Origin of the sequence: Streptomyces sp. HM190, assembly GCF_009857135.1 — a bacterium.
Lineage (GTDB): Bacteria > Actinomycetota > Actinomycetes > Streptomycetales > Streptomycetaceae > Streptomyces > Streptomyces heilongjiangensis.
Map to the genome: position 1 here is coordinate 4,948,954 of NZ_CP047318.1, position 17,779 is coordinate 4,966,732.

Annotated in this window: 16 protein-coding genes; 11 read left to right on the forward strand and 5 right to left on the reverse strand. The window is 73.2% G+C overall.

The window, feature by feature from the left end:
* Nucleotides 1-97 precede the first annotated feature (97 nt).
* The 6 genes from folE (at nt 98) to GSY65_RS21110 (ending at nt 3,950) form a co-directional block, all read left to right on the forward strand.
* A complete protein-coding gene (gene folE / locus GSY65_RS21085; RefSeq protein ID WP_159771131.1) occupies nt 98-703 on the forward strand; it encodes a GTP cyclohydrolase I FolE in 606 nt (201 codons plus the stop codon).
* A gap of 59 nt (nt 704-762) precedes the next feature.
* Nucleotides 763-1,629 carry a dihydropteroate synthase gene (gene folP / locus GSY65_RS21090; protein WP_159771134.1) on the forward strand — a complete coding sequence of 289 codons (867 nt, stop codon included), beginning with the start codon at nt 763-765 and terminating at the stop codon, nt 1,627-1,629.
* Nucleotides 1,626-2,126, forward strand: a complete 501-nt coding sequence (locus GSY65_RS21095; RefSeq protein WP_159771137.1) for a nuclear transport factor 2 family protein — start codon at nt 1,626-1,628, stop codon at nt 2,124-2,126. Before folP ends, GSY65_RS21095 begins: the two co-directional genes overlap by 4 nt.
* Before the next feature lie 249 nt (nt 2,127-2,375).
* The gene (gene folB, locus GSY65_RS21100; RefSeq protein ID WP_159771140.1) at nt 2,376-2,735 is read left to right on the forward strand and encodes a dihydroneopterin aldolase; all 360 of its coding nucleotides are present in this window, start codon (nt 2,376-2,378) and stop codon (nt 2,733-2,735) included.
* The gene (gene folK, locus GSY65_RS21105) at nt 2,732-3,343 is read left to right on the forward strand and encodes a 2-amino-4-hydroxy-6-hydroxymethyldihydropteridine diphosphokinase (protein WP_159771143.1); all 612 of its coding nucleotides are present in this window, start codon (nt 2,732-2,734) and stop codon (nt 3,341-3,343) included. Before folB ends, folK begins: the two co-directional genes overlap by 4 nt.
* Before the next feature lie 121 nt (nt 3,344-3,464).
* Nucleotides 3,465-3,950: a DUF3180 domain-containing protein gene (locus GSY65_RS21110; RefSeq protein ID WP_159771146.1), complete on the forward strand. Its 486-nt coding sequence runs from the start codon at nt 3,465-3,467 to the stop codon at nt 3,948-3,950.
* An 80-nt stretch (nt 3,951-4,030) separates the two neighbouring features.
* Here the strand turns inward: GSY65_RS21110 and GSY65_RS21115 are convergent, their stop codons facing one another.
* On the reverse strand, nt 4,031-5,875 hold the full coding sequence (locus GSY65_RS21115; RefSeq protein ID WP_159771149.1) for a phosphatidylglycerol lysyltransferase domain-containing protein: 1,845 nt from the start codon (nt 5,873-5,875) through the stop codon (nt 4,031-4,033).
* Between the two features lie 192 nt (nt 5,876-6,067).
* Between GSY65_RS21115 and GSY65_RS21120 the strand changes: the two genes are divergently transcribed.
* Together GSY65_RS21120 and GSY65_RS21125 are read left to right on the forward strand one after the other, a co-directional pair.
* Nucleotides 6,068-7,192, forward strand: a complete 1,125-nt coding sequence (locus tag GSY65_RS21120; protein WP_159771152.1) for an alpha/beta hydrolase — start codon at nt 6,068-6,070, stop codon at nt 7,190-7,192.
* 491 nt (nt 7,193-7,683) lie between these two features.
* Entirely contained in the window at nt 7,684-9,531 is a 1,848-nt protein-coding gene (locus tag GSY65_RS21125) for a hypothetical protein (protein ID WP_443043300.1), read from the forward strand.
* A 146-nt stretch (nt 9,532-9,677) separates the two neighbouring features.
* Here the strand turns inward: GSY65_RS21125 and GSY65_RS21130 are convergent, their stop codons facing one another.
* Complete coding sequence (locus GSY65_RS21130) at nt 9,678-10,973, reverse strand: PH domain-containing protein (RefSeq protein ID WP_159776215.1); 1,296 nt, start codon at nt 10,971-10,973, stop codon at nt 9,678-9,680.
* Between the two features lie 302 nt (nt 10,974-11,275).
* A complete protein-coding gene (locus tag GSY65_RS21135) occupies nt 11,276-11,782 on the reverse strand; it encodes a PH domain-containing protein (RefSeq protein WP_159771158.1) in 507 nt (168 codons plus the stop codon).
* Nucleotides 11,783-11,813: 31 nt separating this feature from the next.
* Here GSY65_RS21135 and GSY65_RS21140 point away from each other — a divergent pair, with 31 nt between their 5' ends.
* Nucleotides 11,814-12,974 (forward strand): NADH-quinone oxidoreductase subunit D, encoded by a 1,161-nt coding sequence (locus GSY65_RS21140; protein WP_159771161.1) that lies wholly within the window; start codon nt 11,814-11,816, stop codon nt 12,972-12,974.
* Nucleotides 12,975-13,029: 55 nt separating this feature from the next.
* Here the strand turns inward: GSY65_RS21140 and GSY65_RS21145 are convergent, their stop codons facing one another.
* Nucleotides 13,030-14,328: an SAM-dependent methyltransferase gene (locus GSY65_RS21145; RefSeq protein WP_443043243.1), complete on the reverse strand. Its 1,299-nt coding sequence runs from the start codon at nt 14,326-14,328 to the stop codon at nt 13,030-13,032.
* Between the two features lie 55 nt (nt 14,329-14,383).
* Between GSY65_RS21145 and GSY65_RS21150 the strand changes: the two genes are divergently transcribed.
* Nucleotides 14,384-15,586: a sensor histidine kinase gene (locus tag GSY65_RS21150; protein ID WP_159771167.1), complete on the forward strand. Its 1,203-nt coding sequence runs from the start codon at nt 14,384-14,386 to the stop codon at nt 15,584-15,586.
* Between the two features lie 75 nt (nt 15,587-15,661).
* On the forward strand, nt 15,662-16,330 hold the full coding sequence (locus GSY65_RS21155; protein ID WP_159771170.1) for a response regulator transcription factor: 669 nt from the start codon (nt 15,662-15,664) through the stop codon (nt 16,328-16,330).
* Between the two features lie 193 nt (nt 16,331-16,523).
* Here the strand turns inward: GSY65_RS21155 and GSY65_RS21160 are convergent, their stop codons facing one another.
* Entirely contained in the window at nt 16,524-17,630 is a 1,107-nt protein-coding gene (locus GSY65_RS21160) for a DUF5937 family protein (RefSeq protein ID WP_159771173.1), read from the reverse strand.
* Nucleotides 17,631-17,779 lie beyond the last annotated feature (149 nt).

Sequence of the window (17,779 nt, forward strand, 5' to 3'; positions counted from 1 at the left end):
CCCCCCTGGTTCTAGCCTGGGGGGCGCGGCACTGTCGTACGGCCGTAAACAGACGCGTCAGCCGCACGCGTCACAGGCTGCAGGAACGAGGCACCACATGACCGACCCCGTGACGCTGGACGGCGAGGGCACCATCGGCGAGTTCGACGAGAAGCGCGCCGAGAACGCCGTACGAGAGTTGCTGATCGCGGTCGGGGAGGACCCGGACCGGGAAGGGCTGCGGGAGACGCCGGCGCGGGTGGCGCGGGCGTACAAGGAGATCTTCGCGGGGCTGTGGCAGAAGCCCGAGGACGTGCTGACCACGACGTTCGACCTCGGGCACGACGAGATGGTGCTCGTGAAGGACATCGAGGTGTACTCGACCTGTGAGCATCATCTGGTCCCGTTCCGTGGCGTGGCTCACGTCGGATACATTCCGGCCACCAGCGGGAAGATCACCGGGCTGTCCAAGCTGGCCCGGCTCGTGGATGTCTACGCCCGCCGCCCGCAGGTGCAGGAACGACTCACCACCCAGATCGCCGACTCGCTGATGGAGATTCTGGAACCGCGCGGGGTGATCGTGGTCGTGGAGTGCGAGCACATGTGCATGTCGATGCGGGGCATCCGCAAGCCCGGAGCCAAGACCCTCACCTCGGCGGTGCGCGGGCAGCTGCGGGACGCCGCGACGCGGAACGAGGCGATGAGTCTCATCATGGCCCGCTGACCGGCCCCGTCGGCGGGAGCGGCCGACCACGGTCCTTCCCGGGGGCCTACGCTTGTCGTATGAGCAAGCTGAACCGGCGCGGCCGAGTGGCTGGTATGCCTCCGTGGGACCGCTGCGCGGTCATGGGCGTCGTGAACGTCACCCCGGACTCCTTCTCCGACGGCGGCCGCTGGTTCGACACCACGGCGGCCGTCAAACACGGCCTGGAACTGGTGGCGGAGGGCGCCGACCTGGTCGACGTGGGCGGTGAGTCGACCCGTCCCGGCGCCACCCGCGTCGACGAGGCCGAGGAACTGCGGCGGGTCGTCCCCGTCGTGCGGGGCCTGGCCTCCGAGGGCGTCACCGTTTCCGTGGACACCGTGCGCGCCTCGGTCGCCGAGCAGGCGCTCGCAGCCGGAGCCACCCTCGTCAACGACGTCAGCGGCGGTCTCGCCGACCCCGCGATGATCCCGGTCGTCGCCGCGGCCGGAGCCCCCTTCGTGGTCATGCACTGGCGGGGCTTCCTGGAGGGCGGCAACGTCAAGGGCGTGTACGAGGACGTCGTCTCCGAGGTGGTCGACGAACTGCACGCGCGGGTGGAGGCCGTTCTGGAGGGCGGCGTCGCCCCCGACCGCGTCATCGTCGACCCCGGGCTCGGCTTCTCCAAGGACGCCGAGCACGATCTCACGCTGCTCGCCCACCTCGACCGGCTGCTCGGACTCGGCCACCCCCTGCTGGTCGCCGCCTCCCGCAAGCGGTTCCTCGGCCGGGTGCTCGCCGGACCCGAGGGCGCCCCGCCGCCCGCGCGGGAACGGGACGCCGCCACCGCCGCCGTCTCCGCCCTCGCCGCCCAGCAGGGCGCCTGGGCCGTCCGCGTGCACGAGGTGCGCGCCACCGCCGACGCCGTCCGCGTCGCCCGCGCGATCGAAGGAGCCCGGGAGCGGTGAGTTCGGCCCACACCGACGTCGAACAGGTGGAACTCGCCAACACGGCCTTCTACGAGGCGATGGAGCAGGGCGACTTCGAGACGCTCTCGTCGCTCTGGCTGGACCCCGCCGACCTGGGCGTGGACGAGGAGTACCACGACCCCGCCGGGACCGGCGTGATCTCCTGCGTGCACCCCGGCTGGCCGGTGCTCACCGGCCGCGGCGAGGTGCTGCGGTCCTACGCGCTGATCATGGCGAACACCGAGTACATCCAGTTCTTCCTCACCGACGTGCACGTCTCCGTCACCGGGGACACCGCTCTGGTGACGTGCACCGAGAACATCCTCAGCGGAGGGCCAGCCCCGGACGGGAGCGACGAACTGGGGCCGCTCGTCGGACAGCTCGTCGTCGCCACGAACGTGTTCCGCCGTACGGCCGACGGCTGGCGGCTCTGGTCGCACCACGCCTCTCCCGTGCTCACCGAATCCGCCGACGAGGGCGAGGAGTCACCCTCCTGAACCGGGGGCGTGCCGCCGGACGGGCCGTGACGTGACGGGGAACACGGCCGTCCGGGTGGGCGCGGCGCCCGGCGTGTGAGCCATCGTGTCCCTTGCGGGAAACGCCCGGTGAACCCCTACCCCCCGGGGAGTGGGCACGGCCTTCCCCGGGAAGGCGCTGTCCGTGCCCGCAGGTAGATTCGAGGTGGCCGGTGCCCCGACCGCACCGGAGGACACCGGCCCGTACCGACGACTGCAGGAGTGATTCGCGTGGATCGTGTCGCGCTGCGCGGCCTGAGGGCCCGCGGGTACCACGGGGTGTTCCCGCACGAACGCGAGGAGGGCCAGACCTTCGTCGTGGACCTCACGCTGGGCCTGGACACCCGGCCGGCCGCGGCCGACGACGACCTCACGAAGACCGTGCACTACGGGATCGTGGCGGAGGAGGTCGTGCGCATCGTCGAGGGCGAGCCGGTGAATCTCATCGAGACCCTCGCCGAGCGCATCGCCCGCGTCTGTCTGGGGCACGAGGGGGTCCAGGAGGTCGAGGTGAGCGTCCACAAGCCGAACGCCCCGATCACCGTCCCCTTCGACGACGTGACCGTCACCATCACCCGGAGCCGAGTATGACCGCGTTCTTCGCCGGGGGTCAGAGCGACCCGACCGTCCAGCCGGTGCCCGCCTCAGTGGTGCGCCAGGTGGACGAGGCCGACACGACCCTGCAGAACCCCCGGCGTGCCGTGCTCTCCCTCGGCTCCAACCTCGGCAACCGCCTGGAGAACCTCCAGGGCGCCGTCGACGCGCTGGAGGACACACCCGGCGTCCGCGTGAAGGCCGTGTCCCCGGTGTACGAGACGGAGCCGTGGGGCGTCGCGCCGGGCAGCCAGCCCTCGTACTTCAACGCGGTCGTCGTCCTGAAGACCACGCTGCCCCCGTCGTCCCTCCTGGAGCGCGCGCAGGCCGTCGAGGAGGCCTTCCACCGCGTCCGCGACGAGCGGTGGGGGCCGCGCACACTGGACGTCGACATCGTCGCCTACGCCGACGTGGTCTCCGACGACCCCGTCCTGACCCTGCCGCACCCCCGCGCGCACGAACGGGCCTTCGTCCTCGCGCCCTGGCACGACGTGGAGCCGGGGGCCCTGCTCGCCGGCCGCGGCCCGGTGGCCGGACTCCTCGACGGCCTCACCCGCGAAGGCGTGTCGCCCCGTGCCGACCTGGAACTCCACCTGCCCGAGTAGTCGTTAAGGTCTACCGGGTCGGGATCGTCACCCGACGCCGCCGGGACCGGGGATCGGACCGACCGTCCGATGCCCGCGGCTCCCGGTGTCCCCGGACCACCGGACTCGTCGAAAGGGCATCGTGAAAGAGCTGCGCATCAGGACGCTGGCCGCGGTGTTCGTCGTGGCGGGGGTGCTGTCCTGGGCCGGGGCCCGGCTGTGGAACTCGGTGGGCACGCTGCCGAGCGTGCCGCTGGCCGCGCCCATCGTCCTCGCCCTGATCGCCGCCGTCCTCACCGCCACGGCCCTCTCGATCCGCAGCCGGCTCAAGGCCCAGCGGGAGCGGCAGCCCGACGCCAAGGGGGTCGACCCCCTGATGGCGGCCCGCGCCGTCGTCTTCGGTCAGGCCAGCGCCCTCGTCGCCGCCCTGGTCTGCGGGATGTACGGCGGTGTGGGGGTCTTCCTCCTGGAGTACCTGGAGGTGCCGGCCCGCCGCGACCAGGCCATCTACGCCGGCGCCTCCGTCGTCGCGGGCATCGGCGTCATAGTGGCCGCCTTCTTCCTGGAGCGGGTGTGCAGGCTCCCGGAGGACGACGACACCGACGGGGGCGCGGCGCGGGCCGCCTGACCCCTCGAACGCGTGACGACCTGGGCGGGAGTCCTCTCGGCGTGGCCGGTGGGGCTCCCGCCCAGGTCGTCCGGGGCGGGTCAGGCCGGTTGGGCGGTTCTTTCGTTCAGGTCGTGGTCGCGTCCGGTGTGGGCGCAGGGGGCCGGGGGCCTCGGGCGGCGGCGCAGGGCGCGGGGGAGGGCGAGGCTGACGAAGCCCTCGGCCTGCATGGCGGCGAGGCCGATGCGCGGCAGGTCGCGGGAGGCCGCGTAGACGACGAAGCGGGGCTCCCAGCGAGGGCGGAACTTGGCGTTGAACTTGTACAGCGACTCGATCTGGAACCAGCGCGAGAGGAAGACGAGCAGGCCGCGCCAGGCGCGCAGGACGGGGCCGGCGCCGATTTTCTCGCCGCGGGCCAGGGCCGAGCGGAACATCGCGAAGTTCAGGGAGACGCGCTGGACGCCCAGGCCGGGGGCCGCTTCCAGGGCCGCGACGATGAGGAGTTCGTTCATGCCGGGGTCGGCGGAGCGGTCACGGCGCATCAGGTCGAGGGAGGCGCCGTCGGGGCCCCACGGCACGAAGTGGAGTACGGCCTTCAGGTCGCCGTGGGCGCCGGTGGCCCCGTCGGCCTTGTGGGCGGTGGCGATCAGGCAGTCCCCGTCGCCCGGGTCGCCGATGCGGCCGAGGGCCATGGAGAAGCCGCGTTCGGTGTCGGTGCCCCGCCAGTCCTCGGCGGCGCGGCGGATCCGGTCCAGTTCGGCCTCGCCGAGGTCACGGACGCGCCGTACCCGGGTTTCGTAACCCAGGCGCTCGATGCGCTTCACCATCTGACGCACGTTGCGCATCGCGCGTCCGGCGAGGGAGAAATCCGCCACGTCCACCACCGCCTCGTCGCCCAGTTCGAGGGCGTCGAGGCCGGTCTCGCGGGTCCACACCTCGGCGCCGGTCTCGGAGCAGCCCATGACGGCGGGGGTCCAGGAGTGGGCCCTCGCCTCGTCCATGAAGCGCTCGATGGCGCCGGGCCAGGCCTCGACGTCGCCGATCGGGTCGCCGCTGGCGAGCATCACCCCGGACACCACGCGGTACGTCACCGCCGCCTTGCCGCTCGGTGAGAAGACGACCGCCTTGTCGCGGCGGAGCGCGAAGTGGCCGAGGGAGTCACGGCCGCCGTGCCGGGCCAGCAGGGCGCGCAGCCGGGTCTCGTCGTCGGCGGTGAGGCGGGCCGCCGGGTGCTCGGGGCGGAAGGCGAGGTAGATGGTGGTGACGGCGGTCAGCAGGCCGAGGGCGCCGAGCGAGAAGGCGACCGTCCAGGAGGTGTTGCCGGCGTAGGCCACCGGGCCCTCGAAGCCGAAGAGGCCGTAGATGACGTGTTCGAGGCGTGCGGCGAGGCTCGGGTCGCCGACCATGTGCCCGGCGTGGGCGCTCACGACGAGCAGGCCGAGGACGATCGAACCGGTGCCCATCAGCATGAAGTTGGCCAGTGCCCGCCAGCGGCTGGTGGGGTCGGGCAGGGCGCGGAACTCGTCGCGGTGGCGCAGCAGCGGGACGAGCAGCGCCAGGGAGACGAGGACGCCGGCGAGCGAGTGCCGGTAGGTGAACTGGGCGATGGCCCCGGCCGGCAGCAGCACGACCGCCGCGCGCCAGGCCCGGCGCTTGCGCCGCCGCAGTCCGTGGGCGAGCAGCAGCAGGAGGACTCCCACGCTGAGCGACAGCGCCGCGGCGAACGGCCCGAGGGCGCCCGGCAGTACTTCCGCCAGCGCGTGCATGCGGCTGTGCCGGAAGCGGGGGAACACGCCGGCGGCGATGTCCACGAGCCCGACGAGCGTGCAGGCCCTGGCGACCAGGGCGGGCACCGCTTCGGGGCGCGGCCCGCTCAGCAGGCCGCGTGCGCGCCGAGCGGCGCTCAGCGGGAGCCGGCCCGAACGGGCCGGAACCCCACCCGACATTTCCCCATCTGTCCTGACAGACATCGCATCCCGTAGTTCCGCGAGAGATCTTGGACCCGGTGCCTTTCCGGCATCCGGCGACATTGCGCCCTCTAGGACGGTGGCTCGGCCACGGAGGTTCAGTCTCCATCGGAAAGCTGAACCAAAGGGCAGGGAAAGACAGGGAAAGAAAGAACGGCGGGGGACAACCCGATGGGTCTTACGAGCGACAACGTGCTGGTGCTGGCGGTGACGTCCGCCGTGCTGCTGTTCGTCGGCACGGTGTGGCTGTGGCCGAGGCTGGCACGGCGGGGCTGGCGGCCCGTGTGCGCGCGTGTCGGGATGCTGCTGGCCACGCAGGTCGCCGTCTTCGCGGCGGTCGGCCTCTCCGCGAACCAGGCCTTCGGGTTCTACGCAGACTGGGCCGACCTCCTCGGCCGGGAGACCGGCCAGGGCGTGGTCGTCGACCACGACGGCGCCGGGACCGGCGGCCCGTTGCGGGTCCTCGGCGCCCTGCCGGTGGACGTGACGGGCGGCGGCCGGCCCGCGGTCGGCGGGCAGATCCAGAAGGTCGAGATCGTCGGCCGCACCTCACGGATCGCCAGCCCCGCGTACGTCTATCTGCCACCCGAGTACTTCCAGCCCCGGTACCGCACCCGCAGCTTCCCGGCGGCCGTCGTCCTCACCGGCTACCCGGGCACCGCCGAGGCGCTCATCAAGGGCCTGCACTTCCCGCAGACCGCCCACCGGCTGGCCCGCGACGGCGAGGCGCAGCCGATGATCCTGGTCATGCTGCGGCCGACAGTGGCGCCGCCGCGCGACACCGAGTGCGTGGACGTGCCGGGCGGCCCGCAGACCGAGACGTTCTTCGCGCGGGACCTGCCCGACGCGGTCGGCCACCACTACAGGGTCGGCGGACGGCCCGGCAGTTGGGGCGTCGTCGGCGACTCCACCGGCGGGTACTGCGCGCTGAAGCTCGCTCTGCACCACCCGGGCACGTACACCGCCGGCGCGGGACTCTCGCCGTACTACAGGGCGCCGATCGACCCGACCACCGGTGATCTCTTCCGGGGGAACAGGACGCTGCGGAACGAGGCCGATCTGTTCTGGTACCTCAAGCACCGGTCCGCGCCCGACACCTCCCTCCTCGTCACCAGCAGCAAACAGGGAGAGGTCAACTACAAGGCCACGCTGGACTTCATCGCGTTGGCCGAGGAGAAGCAGCCGACGCGGATCTCGTCGATCATCCTCGACAGCGGCGGACACAACTTCAACACATGGCGGCGGGAGATTCCGGCGACCCTGCAGTGGCTCAGCGGAAGGCTCAGCGACCGGTGAGGGGGGTGGGGGCCGGGCCGGTCGGTTATTCCATGGGACAGGTGGGATCCAGGCGATCGGTGGGATCGGTGGGATCCGCGCGGTCGGTGGGATCGGCATGGTCGGTGGGATCGGTGGGATCGGTGGGATCGGTGGGATCCGCGCGATCGGTGAGGCCCGTGGAATCCGTGGAATCCGTGGAATCCGTCGAATTGCGCGGTTGGCGAAAGAGCGGGATGTGGCCAAGGCGTATCTGGAATGACGGGAGTTGATCGAGTAGAGGAGCCGCCGGTGGGCGCAATGGTGCTCGGGTGGTGAGGGAGCTTGTGAAGGCTTGTGAGAGGTGAGAGGGGCGGCTGAGTTTTTACGGCCCGGGGCACCACGATTCGCCTACGCGCGGTAAGTTTCTGGCCATGCCACGTGGACGTCACCGCCATTCACCGCCTCTGCACAGGCTGCTGCCCCCCACGGCGATCGCAGGCGTCTCGCTCGTCTGCGCCCTCGGGCCCTGGGTGTTCTCCGGGCCGGCGGTGCTCCGGGTCCTCGCGGCGCTCGCCGCGGCCACTGCGGCCGTGGGCGCCGCGGTCATGCGCCGCTGGGACGTCGAGGCGGGCAAGCGCGTCGCCGACCTCACGCGCGCGCGGGCGAGCGACGAATGGCGGCACGAGGAGCGGGTCGCGGAACTGGAGACGGACCTCGAGGAGTCCCGCGAGCTGCGCACCAAGCTGGAGCACAAGCTGCGCGCCAAGCGGGCCGAGTTGGCGAACCTCCGCAACGAACACGCCGCGCTGCTGCGCCGGTACGCCACCGCCGAGACCGAGCGGGCCAGCGCACTGGAGGGCCGCCGCCTGCTGGAGATCGAGACGGTCGCCCCGGAGGGGGCACGCGAACTGACGGCCGGCGGCGAGCGCGGCGAGGGCACGCAGGCCGCGTCCACCACGGCCGGGGCGGGTGCCGCGTCCGGCACGGCGGGTGCGGCTCGGGGCCGTGCGGCCGCGCAGGCTTCGCCGGTGCCGCCGCAGGGGGTACCCGCGGCGGGCGCTCCCTGGGGGGCGCGCGGTGCGGCGGGGGCGACCGGTGCCGGAGCGGATGCCGAGGGCGCCGACGACACCGAAACCGACGCCGACGCCGACGCGGACGCCGGCATCGAGGACGTCGAGGACGGGAAGGGCGAGGGCGGGAAGCCCGCGCCCGGGGTGTTCTCCCCGGCCGGTTCCGCGCTGTGGCTGCGGGCGAACTCGGCGCTGGAGCGGATCATCACCCAGCGGGGTGCGGCGAAGGACGAGGTGCGGATCCCGGGCGAGGCGGGCGTCGCCGACGGGGCGGACACCGGGGCCGTGGCCGTGGTGGAGGATTCCGGGCAACGGACCGAGGCCGAGGTCAGGGCCGGGACCGAGGTGCCGGCGGAGACGGAGAGCGGTACCGAAGTGGCCGTCGCCGCAGACGACTTGGCCACGGCCGGGACCGACGACGCGTCGCGCGCCGGGGCGGAATCCGAGGTCGATGCGGACGGGGCCTATGAGGCGCGCGGGGCCGAGGCACAGGGCCGACGGGACGGCGTGGGCCAGGGCGTGGGCCAGGCCACGGCTGAGGCCGAGACCGCCGCCGACGCCCCCGAGGCCGGGCGGGCGTCGGAGCCGGGCGAGTCCGCCGAGGCGGGCGATGAGCGAGTGTCCGGGGGCGTGACCGCGGACGCGCCCGTCAAGGCGCTGTCGGTGAAGGCCGGTTCAGGCAAGGGCGGTACGCCCGAGGACGATCCGGACGGGCCGAACGGCGGTGGCACCCGGCAGGGACGTTCCGCCGAGGGTGACGAGGCGGTGCGGGTTCCGGCCGTGACCGCCGAGGAGGACGATCCGGCGGGGAAGCCGGGGGCGGTCGACGAGCACGAGCACGCGGCCGCCCAGCCCGTACCGCCGGCCCCGGTACCGGCCGAGCCCGTTCCCGCGCAGTCGCAGTCGGAGTCCGAGACGGAGCCGCAGCGGGAGCGGGAGTCGTCGCAGCCGGAGTCGTCGTCGGAGCCCGTGGGGCCCGTGCCGCCGGCGGTTCCGCCGGGCGGTCACTTCACGGTGCCGACCGCCGTGGCCGTGGCCCCGGCGGCGCCGCAGCGGCGGACGGCCGTCGAGGGCGGGTTCGACTTCTTCGGCACGCAGAAGGAGGCGGACGCGATCGAGGCCGTGCAGAACGAGGACCTCGCCGACGTGGTCGGGCAGGAGGCGCTCGCACTGCACAAGGCCGAGTCCGAGGCGCAGTTCAAGCGCATGGACGAGGCGGCCCGCGGGATCGGCCAGGTCATCGACCTCACCGCCCACGACGAGACGGAGCAGATCGACCTCCAGGGCCTGCGGACGGCGGCGTCCTGAGAGCGCCGGCACGACCTGCCCGGCACCTGCCCGGCACGACCTGCCCGGCCGACCCACACCGGCTGTGACACACCGAGGCCGCCCGCGCCACGCGCTGGGCGGCCTCGGTGTGTCACGGCACCCGCGTTCCGTCCCGGGGGCCGGTGCTAGACCATCCACCTGTCCGGCAGCGCCTCCCGGCGCCCCGTCCGGGAGCGTTCGGCCTGGGCGTGGAGGAGCACGGCTGCCTCGGTGGCGTCGCGGAGGCGGGCGGTCACCGTCTTGTTCGCGCCGGTGTCGACGTGGACGTCGGCGACGCGCTTGAACCGTTCCCAGGGGCCCTGCGCCAGTCGTACGCTCTGGACCTTCGCGTGCGGCACCAGCGCCAACTGCCTGCGGAGCAGCCCTTGCCGCGCGGCGAACACCGTGTCGGTGACGGCCAGCCCGTGCCCCTTCCACCACAGCGGCACGCACCACCGGGCCCGTGCCGGCGGTCGCAGGAGCGCCGCCGCGTCCGGCACGCGCACGCCCGGCAGCACCCGGGCGATCACGGACTCGGCGACCTCGCGCGGCGCGACCGGTATGAGCACGGAGTTCGAGGACCCGGCCACGTCCAGCTCGACCCGTACCCATCCGCGCCGCCGCCACAGCAGCGGTTCCACGACACGTACGGTCTGCACCCGGCCGGGCGGTACCGTCTCGTGCGCGCGGTCGAGGAGCCCGTGGTCGATGCGGAGGCCGTCCGGGGACTCGCCCACCGTCCAGTCGTACTCGCCGACGAACCGGCCCACGCTGTTCGCCCCCGCCGCGCCGAGCAGCGGGAGCGCGGTCGCGAGGACCGTCCACAGGCTCTCCGTGGCGATCCACAGCACCGAGGGCACCACGACCGCAGCCAGCAGGGTGCCCCAGGTGGCGCCGGTGAGCACCAGGGAGACGGCCAGGACGCCCGGCGGGACCTTCAGCAGCTGCCGTACCGGCGCCTCGCCGACGTCCTGCGCGGTGTCGGGGGCGAAACCGGCCGCGCGGGCGAGGAGTTCGGCGCGCAGCGCACGGGCGGTGCCCTCGCCGAGGTACGCCAGCTCGTCCTTCTTGTCGGTGCCGACGACGTCGAGTCTGAGTTTCGCGACGCCCGCGATCCGGGCCAGCAGCGGGCGGGTGACGTCGACGGCCTGGATGCGTTCGAGGCGGATGTGGGCGGTCCGGCGGAACAGCAGGCCGGTACGGATGCGCAGTTCGCTCTCGGTCACCGCGAAGTGAGTGAACCACCAGGTCAGGAAGCCGTAGAGGACGGCGGCCGGCACCAGCACGGCCAGCCCGATCAGGAGGGTGGACGGGTCCAGCCGGGTGAGCTGGCGCTGCGCCCCGTCGGGATCGTGCACCGCCCAGCCGATGACCACCGCCACCGGCGCCCAGGCCCGCCGCAGCGGCGTCACGGGATGCAGCCGCTGCTCCACGACGGCCACCGGCCCGCCGGAGACCTCCCCGGCCCCGGCCCCGACCCCGTCCCCGGCTCCGTCCCTGGACCCGACCCCGTCCCCGGCGTCCTCCCCGACTCCGTCCCCGTACGAGTCCGTCCGTCGCTCGGGTGCGGCGGCCCTCGGTTCCTCGGCGGCCGACGACCGCGCGTCCTCACCGGCCCGATGTTCCGCCGCCCGATGTTCCGCCGCCGGATGCTCCGCGGCCCTGTGCTCTGCCGTCGCCCGGTGTGCCGACGGCGTGTTCCGCGTGCTGTTCACGGCGTCGTCGGCGCCGGGGGCCGGCCTGGTCACAGCCCCGCCGATCGGGCCTCGCCCAGCTGGGTCAGCCGGTCGCGGAGACGTTCCGCCTCCTCGGGTTCGAGGCCGGGGATCCGGGCGTCGGTGGCGGCCGCCGCCGTGTGGAGCTGCACGCTCGCCAGCCCGAAGTGCCTTTCCACCGGCCCGGACGTCACCTCGACCAACTGCATGCGCCCGTACGGCACGACGGTCTCCTCACGCCACAGAACCCCCCGGCTGATCAGCAGGTCGTCGGCCCGCTCGGCGTACCGCCAGGAGCGCCAGTTGCGTCCCAGCATCGGCCAGCCCCACAGCATCAGGCCCAGCGGCAGCAGCGCGAACGCCGCCCAGCCGGGCCCCGCCAGCCAGCCCAGCAGAACGCCCGTACCGATCGCGATCGGGCCCAGCCACACCACCAGCAGCAGTCGTCTCATCCGAAGCAGCCCGCGCGGCAGTCCCGTCCACACCGGCTCGCCCTGCGCCCGCTCGGCGCCGTCCTCCACGGTCCCCGTCTCCATGCCGCCAGCGTACGTACGACAGACTGTGTCCATGACTCCCCCGACGGAGACCAGAGAGACGACGGTCGGTATCGGCGGTGCCGCCGAGAGCACGGACATGGTGCTGAACATCGGACCGCAGCACCCGTCCACGCACGGTGTGCTGCGGTTGCGGCTCGTCCTGGACGGCGAGCGCATCACGCACGCGGAGCCGGTGATCGGCTACATGCACCGCGGCGCGGAGAAGCTGTTCGAGGCCCGCGACTACCGCCAGATCATCATGCTCGCCAACCGCCACGACTGGCTCTCCGCCTTCTCGAACGAGCTGGGCGTCGTCCTCGGTGTCGAACGCATGCTCGGCATGGAGGTTCCCGAGCGCGCGGTCTGGATGCGGACGCTCCTCGCCGAGCTGAACCGGGTCCTGAACCATCTGATGTTCCTCGGCTCGTACCCGCTGGAGCTGGGCGGCATCACGGCGGTGTTCTACGCCTTCCGGGAGCGCGAGGAGCTCCAGAACGTCATGGAGGAGATCTCCGGCGGGCGCATGCACTACATGTTCAACCGCGTCGGCGGCCTCAAGGAGGACCTGCCGGCCGGCTGGACCGCACGCGCGCGTGCCGCCGTCGCGGACGTCCGCTCCCGCATGGGCGTCTTCGACGACCTCGTCCTCGGCAACGAGATCTTCCGGGGCCGCACGCGGGACGTGGGCGTCCTCTCCGCCGAGGCCGTGCACGCGTACGGGGTGAGCGGGCCGATCGCCCGCGCGTCCGGCGTCGACTTCGACCTGCGGCGCGACGAGCCCTATCTGGCGTACGGGGAGCTCCAGGACGTCCTCAAGGTCGTCACCCGCGACGAGGGCGACTGCCTCGCCCGCTTCGAGTGCCTGCTGGAGCAGACCCATGTCTCCCTCGCCCTCGCCGACGCCTGCCTGGACCGGCTCGCCGAACTGCCGCCCGGGCCGATCAACCAGCGCCTGCCCAAGGTCCTCAAGGCGCCCGAGGGCCACACCTACGCCTGGACCGAGAACCCCCTCGGCATCAACGGCTACTACCTCGTCAGCAAGGGCGAGAAGACCCCGTACCGGCTGAAGCTCCGCTCGGCCTCCTACAACAACATCCAGGCCCTCACGGAACTGCTGCCGGGGACCCTGGTGGCCGACATGGTGGCGATCCTGGGATCGATGTTCTTCGTGGTGGGGGACATCGACAAGTAGATCGACAAGCACGTCGACGAATACGTCGACAAGTGGACTGACGGCGAACCCCTGTCTATGCGCCGTCGCGCTTCCCGTCGTACTGCCCGCCTTGCTTCCCGTCGCACGTCTCGTCGTGCTCAGTGCCGTGCTCAGTGCCGTGCTCAGTGGCGTCCTCGGTGCCGTCCTCGGTGGCGTCCTCGGTGCCGTACTCCGTGGCGTTCTCCGTGTCGCCGTCCCCGAGCGGGTGGGGGATGCCCACCGGCTGGATCAGCCAGCCGAAGTCGCCGAGTCCGCCCGGCGCGGTGAGTTCGGCGGCCTCCCCGGCGGCCGCGAGGGCGCGTACGTACGCGGTGGGGTCCGTGGCCGCCAGGGACAGCGGGGGGCGGCCGGCGGTGACGCCGAGGGCCCGCAGCGCGTCCCGCTGGGTCAGCAGCCGCGCGCCCGGCAGCGCGCAGGCGTCCAGGGCGACGTGCGCGGTGATGTCGCGGGAACCGTCCGGCACGGGCGCCGTCTGACGGCCCTCCCGGAAGCCGGTGAGCGTCCCGAAGGGCGGCCGGGCGTCCGCGCGGTGCGCGTAGTCGACGGCGACCGCGAGCCCCCGTTCGACGCCCGCGACGGCCGCGGCCCAGGCACGGTCCCGGGGCAGCCCGATCTCGGCCCGCAGCCCCTCCTCCCCGGCCGTCGGCCACCACCGCTCCAGCCAGGCCGCCGCCTCGCCGCCGACCGGCTCCCCGAGCCGTTCCCGGCCGTCCGCGCGGACCAGGACCAGCCGGGCCGTGCCCGCCGCGTCCACCTCCACGACGTCCACCGGCACGTTGTCCAGCCACTCGTTGGCGAACAGCAGCCCGCGGACCCGCTCCGGCGGCTCGGCCCGCCACTCGACGCGGTCGTCGAGTCCCGCCGGCCGGTCGGCGATCTCGACGGCGTACGCCCGCGTGCGGGCGGCCACGTCCGCGGGGAGCGCCGCCAGAACCCCGGCGCCCAGCTCGCCCCGGCCCGCGCCCATGTCCACGAACCCCAGTTCGCGGGGCCGCCCCAGTGCCTCGTCCACCCGGCACAGCAGCCGTGCCACGGCGCCCGCGTAGAGCGCGGACGCGTGCACGGAGGTCCGGAAGTGCCCGGCGGGCCCCTCCGGCCGCCGGTAGAAGCCCTGGGCCCCGTACAGGGCCTCCTCGGTGGCGGCCCGCCACGGCAGCCACCGGCCCGTCCCGCCGGGGGCGGACGGCCGTGACCCGTGCCGATCCGGCGCGGCGGAGCGGCCGGCCTCCTGCGACCCGCGGTCGTGCGCCACGCAACCCTCCCGACGTCCCGGTGATCCCTCGCCGCCAGAGGCTATGCCGCCTCCACCTTGGGGAGTACTTGGCCCTGTCATGGATCGATCCTCCGGTTGACCCCGCTGCGCCGCGCGCTTCCCTACGCTGGGTTACGTGCAGCGCCTCTATGACTTCCTCCGCAGGCACCCGACATGGGTCGATGCCTTCTGGGCCCTCGTCCTGCTCGGGATGTCCGTGCTGGGCGGACCTATCAACACCGACCACGCGGTGGGTGTCAGCTATTCCGCTCTCGTGCCGATCACGCTGGCCCTGTGCCTGGCGGTCGCCCTGCGGCGGCGCATGCCGGAGAAGACGCTGGTGCTGGCCGCCCTCGCGGGCCTCGCGCAGCTGATCCTCGACGTGCCCATGATCCCGGCCGACTTCGCGATGCTGGTGGTCATCTACACGGTCGCCGCGGACGGCGCCCGCTGGGCCTCCCGGTTCGCCCTGGCCGGCGGGCTGTGCGCGGCGCCGCTGGCGCAGATGCGGTGGCAGGACCAGCAGTCGGGGATGCTCGGCAACGCCGTGCTCGCGGTCATCCTGACGGTGCCGTTCGCCCTCGCCTGGGTGCTCGGCGACTCGCTGCGCACCCGCCGGGCGTACTTCGCGCAGCTGGAGGAGCGTGCCGCCCGCCTGGAGAAGGAGCGCGAGGCGCAGGCCAAGGTCGCCGTCGCCGCCGAGCGCGCCCGGATCGCCCGGGAACTGCACGACGTCGTCGCGCACAACGTGTCGGTGATGGTCGTCCAGGCCGACGGTGCCGCGTACGTGCTGGACGCCGCCCCCGACCAGGCGAAGAAGGCCCTGGAGACCATCTCCTCCACCGGCCGTCAGGCCCTCGCCGAGATGCGCCGCCTGCTGGGCGTCCTGCGCACCGGCGAGCACCAGGAGGGCGGCGAGTACGTCCCGCAGCCGGACGTCGAGCAGATCGACGACCTCGTGGAGCAGTGCCGCACCGCCGGGCTGCCCGTCGACTTCAAGATCGAGGGCACCCCGCGCCCGCTGCCCAGCGGGGTGGAGCTGACGGCGTACCGCATCGTCCAGGAGGCCCTCACCAACACCCGCAAGCACGGCGGCCCGAACGCGGGTGCGAGCGTCCGGCTGGTCTACTTCGACGACGGGCTCGGTCTGCTCGTCGAGGACGACGGCAAGGGCGCCCCGCACGAGCTGTACGAGGAGGGCGGCGTGGACGGCCAGGGGCACGGCCTGATCGGGATGCGCGAGCGCGTCGGTATGGTCGGCGGCACGCTCGACGCGGGTCCCCGGCCCGGTGGCGGCTTCCGCATCAGCGCCCTCCTGCCCCTCAAACCCGCACACTGACACGATCATGCCTCCGGCTGACACCTGTCACGGACGGCACCCGGCGACACCCCACGGACACGGAAGAGGACCCCGATGGCGATCCGCGTAATGCTCGTCGACGACCAGGTGCTGCTGCGCACCGGTTTCCGGATGGTGCTGGCGGCCCAGCCGGACATGGAGGTCGTGGCCGAGGCGGGCGACGGCGTCGAGGCCCTCCAGGCGGTGCGCTCGACGGCCGTGGACGTGGTCCTCATGGACGTCCGGATGCCGAAGCTGGACGGCGTCGAGGCGACCCGCCGGATCTGCGCCGAACCGAACCCGCCGAAGGTGCTCATCCTGACCACCTTCGACCTCGACGAGTACGCGTTCTCCGGGCTGAAGGCGGGCGCCTCCGGCTTCATGCTCAAGGACGTGCCGCCCGGCGAACTGCTCGCCGCGATCCGTTCCGTGCACAGCGGCGACGCCGTCGTCGCGCCCTCCACGACCCGGCGGCTGCTCGACCGGTTCGCGCCGATGCTGCCGGGCGCCGCCGATCCCGAGCACAAGGAACTGGAGCGGCTCACCGAACGGGAACGCGAGGTGATGATCCTCGTCGCCCAGGGCCTGTCCAACGGCGAGATCGCCGCCCGTCTCGTCCTGTCCGAGGCCACGGTCAAGACCCACGTCGGCCGCATCCTCACCAAACTGGGCCTGCGCGACCGCGTCCAGGTCGTCGTCCTCGCCTACGAGACCGGGCTGGTGCGGGCCGGCGGCCACGGCTGAGCCGGCCGGCTCCCCGCCGTCCGCGGGAGCGTGACCCCGGCGTGACACGCGCCCCGCACCGGACGCCGTGAGCCTCCCCGGCATGTGCTCGCCGCGCACGGTCCATCGCATGTTCCGTCCGCTCTCCTCGGTCGCCGTTGCCGCAGACGGGACCGGCGCGGGTCGCTCACCTGTTCGGCTCAGATCACCCCGTCTACCGCAGGACCCCTTCCAGGAAGTCGCTGCCGAGACGGGCCACCACCGCCACGTCCAACTGGTGCAGGACGTACCGGCCGCGGCGACGGGTCGTCAGGAGGTCCGCCTTCTTCAGGACGGCGAGGTGCCGGGATATCTCCGGTGCCGTCATGCCCAGCATCTGGGCCAGCTCGCCCGTGGTGTACGCGCTGCGGGCGAGATTGCGGCACAGACGCATCCGGACCGGGTGCGACAGGGCGGTCATGCGCAGCGCGAGCTGCTCCACCGACGGCGGCGCCACGGGCTCGGCGCCACCGACCGGGTACTGCAGGACCGGCTGCCAGCCGAACCGGTGCAGGACGGTGAGGTGGGGCCGGCCGAGGCTGGTCGGCACCAGGAGCAGGCCCCCGTCCTCCGTGGCCGTCCGGCTCTCGACCAGCTTGTCCACGGTGATCCGGGCCGCCGCCTCGTCGTGGGCGATCGACGGGGACACGGCACCCAGCGCCTCGGCCAGCCCCTTGTGCCGCAGCAGCTCCGTCTTGTGGCGGGCGTCCGCGGCGAGGGTGTGGCGCAGCCGGGACCACGTCTCGGCGAAGAACGCCTCGTCGCAGTCCTCCAGGAACTGCCGCAGCCAGGCCCGCACGGCCGGCGGGTCCGCCAGCAGCCGCTGCGCGAACCGCACCTGCCGCGGCCCCCGCGCGGCGGCCAGCTCCAGGGCGAGCCGGCGCGTCTCCGGATCGGACAGCACGTCCCGCTTCCGCGCGTCGTAGCCTGGGGTGCAGACGAACTCCAGCCCCGCGTCCACGAACTGGTCGTCCGTCAGCTTGTCGAGCAGGTCCAGCTCCTCGGCGAGGGTCCCACCGGGGAGCGTGGCCCGGCCGGGAACACCGGCGAACGGCATGAACAGGTCCGAGAACGTCGTGCGCCACAGGAAGTCCGCCTCGCACATCCGGTCCGCGAGATGCGGATCGAGCCGGGCGGCCACCCCGGTCGCCCAGCCCTGCGCCCCCGGATGGTGCCCCGGCTCGGCCAGCACGTGCAGCGCCATGCCGAGCTCGGCCAGGGGAGAGGGCACGAAGGCCACCCGCTCCGGCCGCAGCCCCGTGATGTCGATGCGCACGCTCATGACCCCATGGTGCACCCGACCACCGACAACGCCCCCGGCGCGGACGCCCGCCCGCCACGACCGAGCGGGGTCCTCGCCCGCCACGGCCGAGCAGGGTCCTCGCCCGCAGCGACCCGCCCCAGGGTCCTCGCCCGCGACCCCCAGGGCAC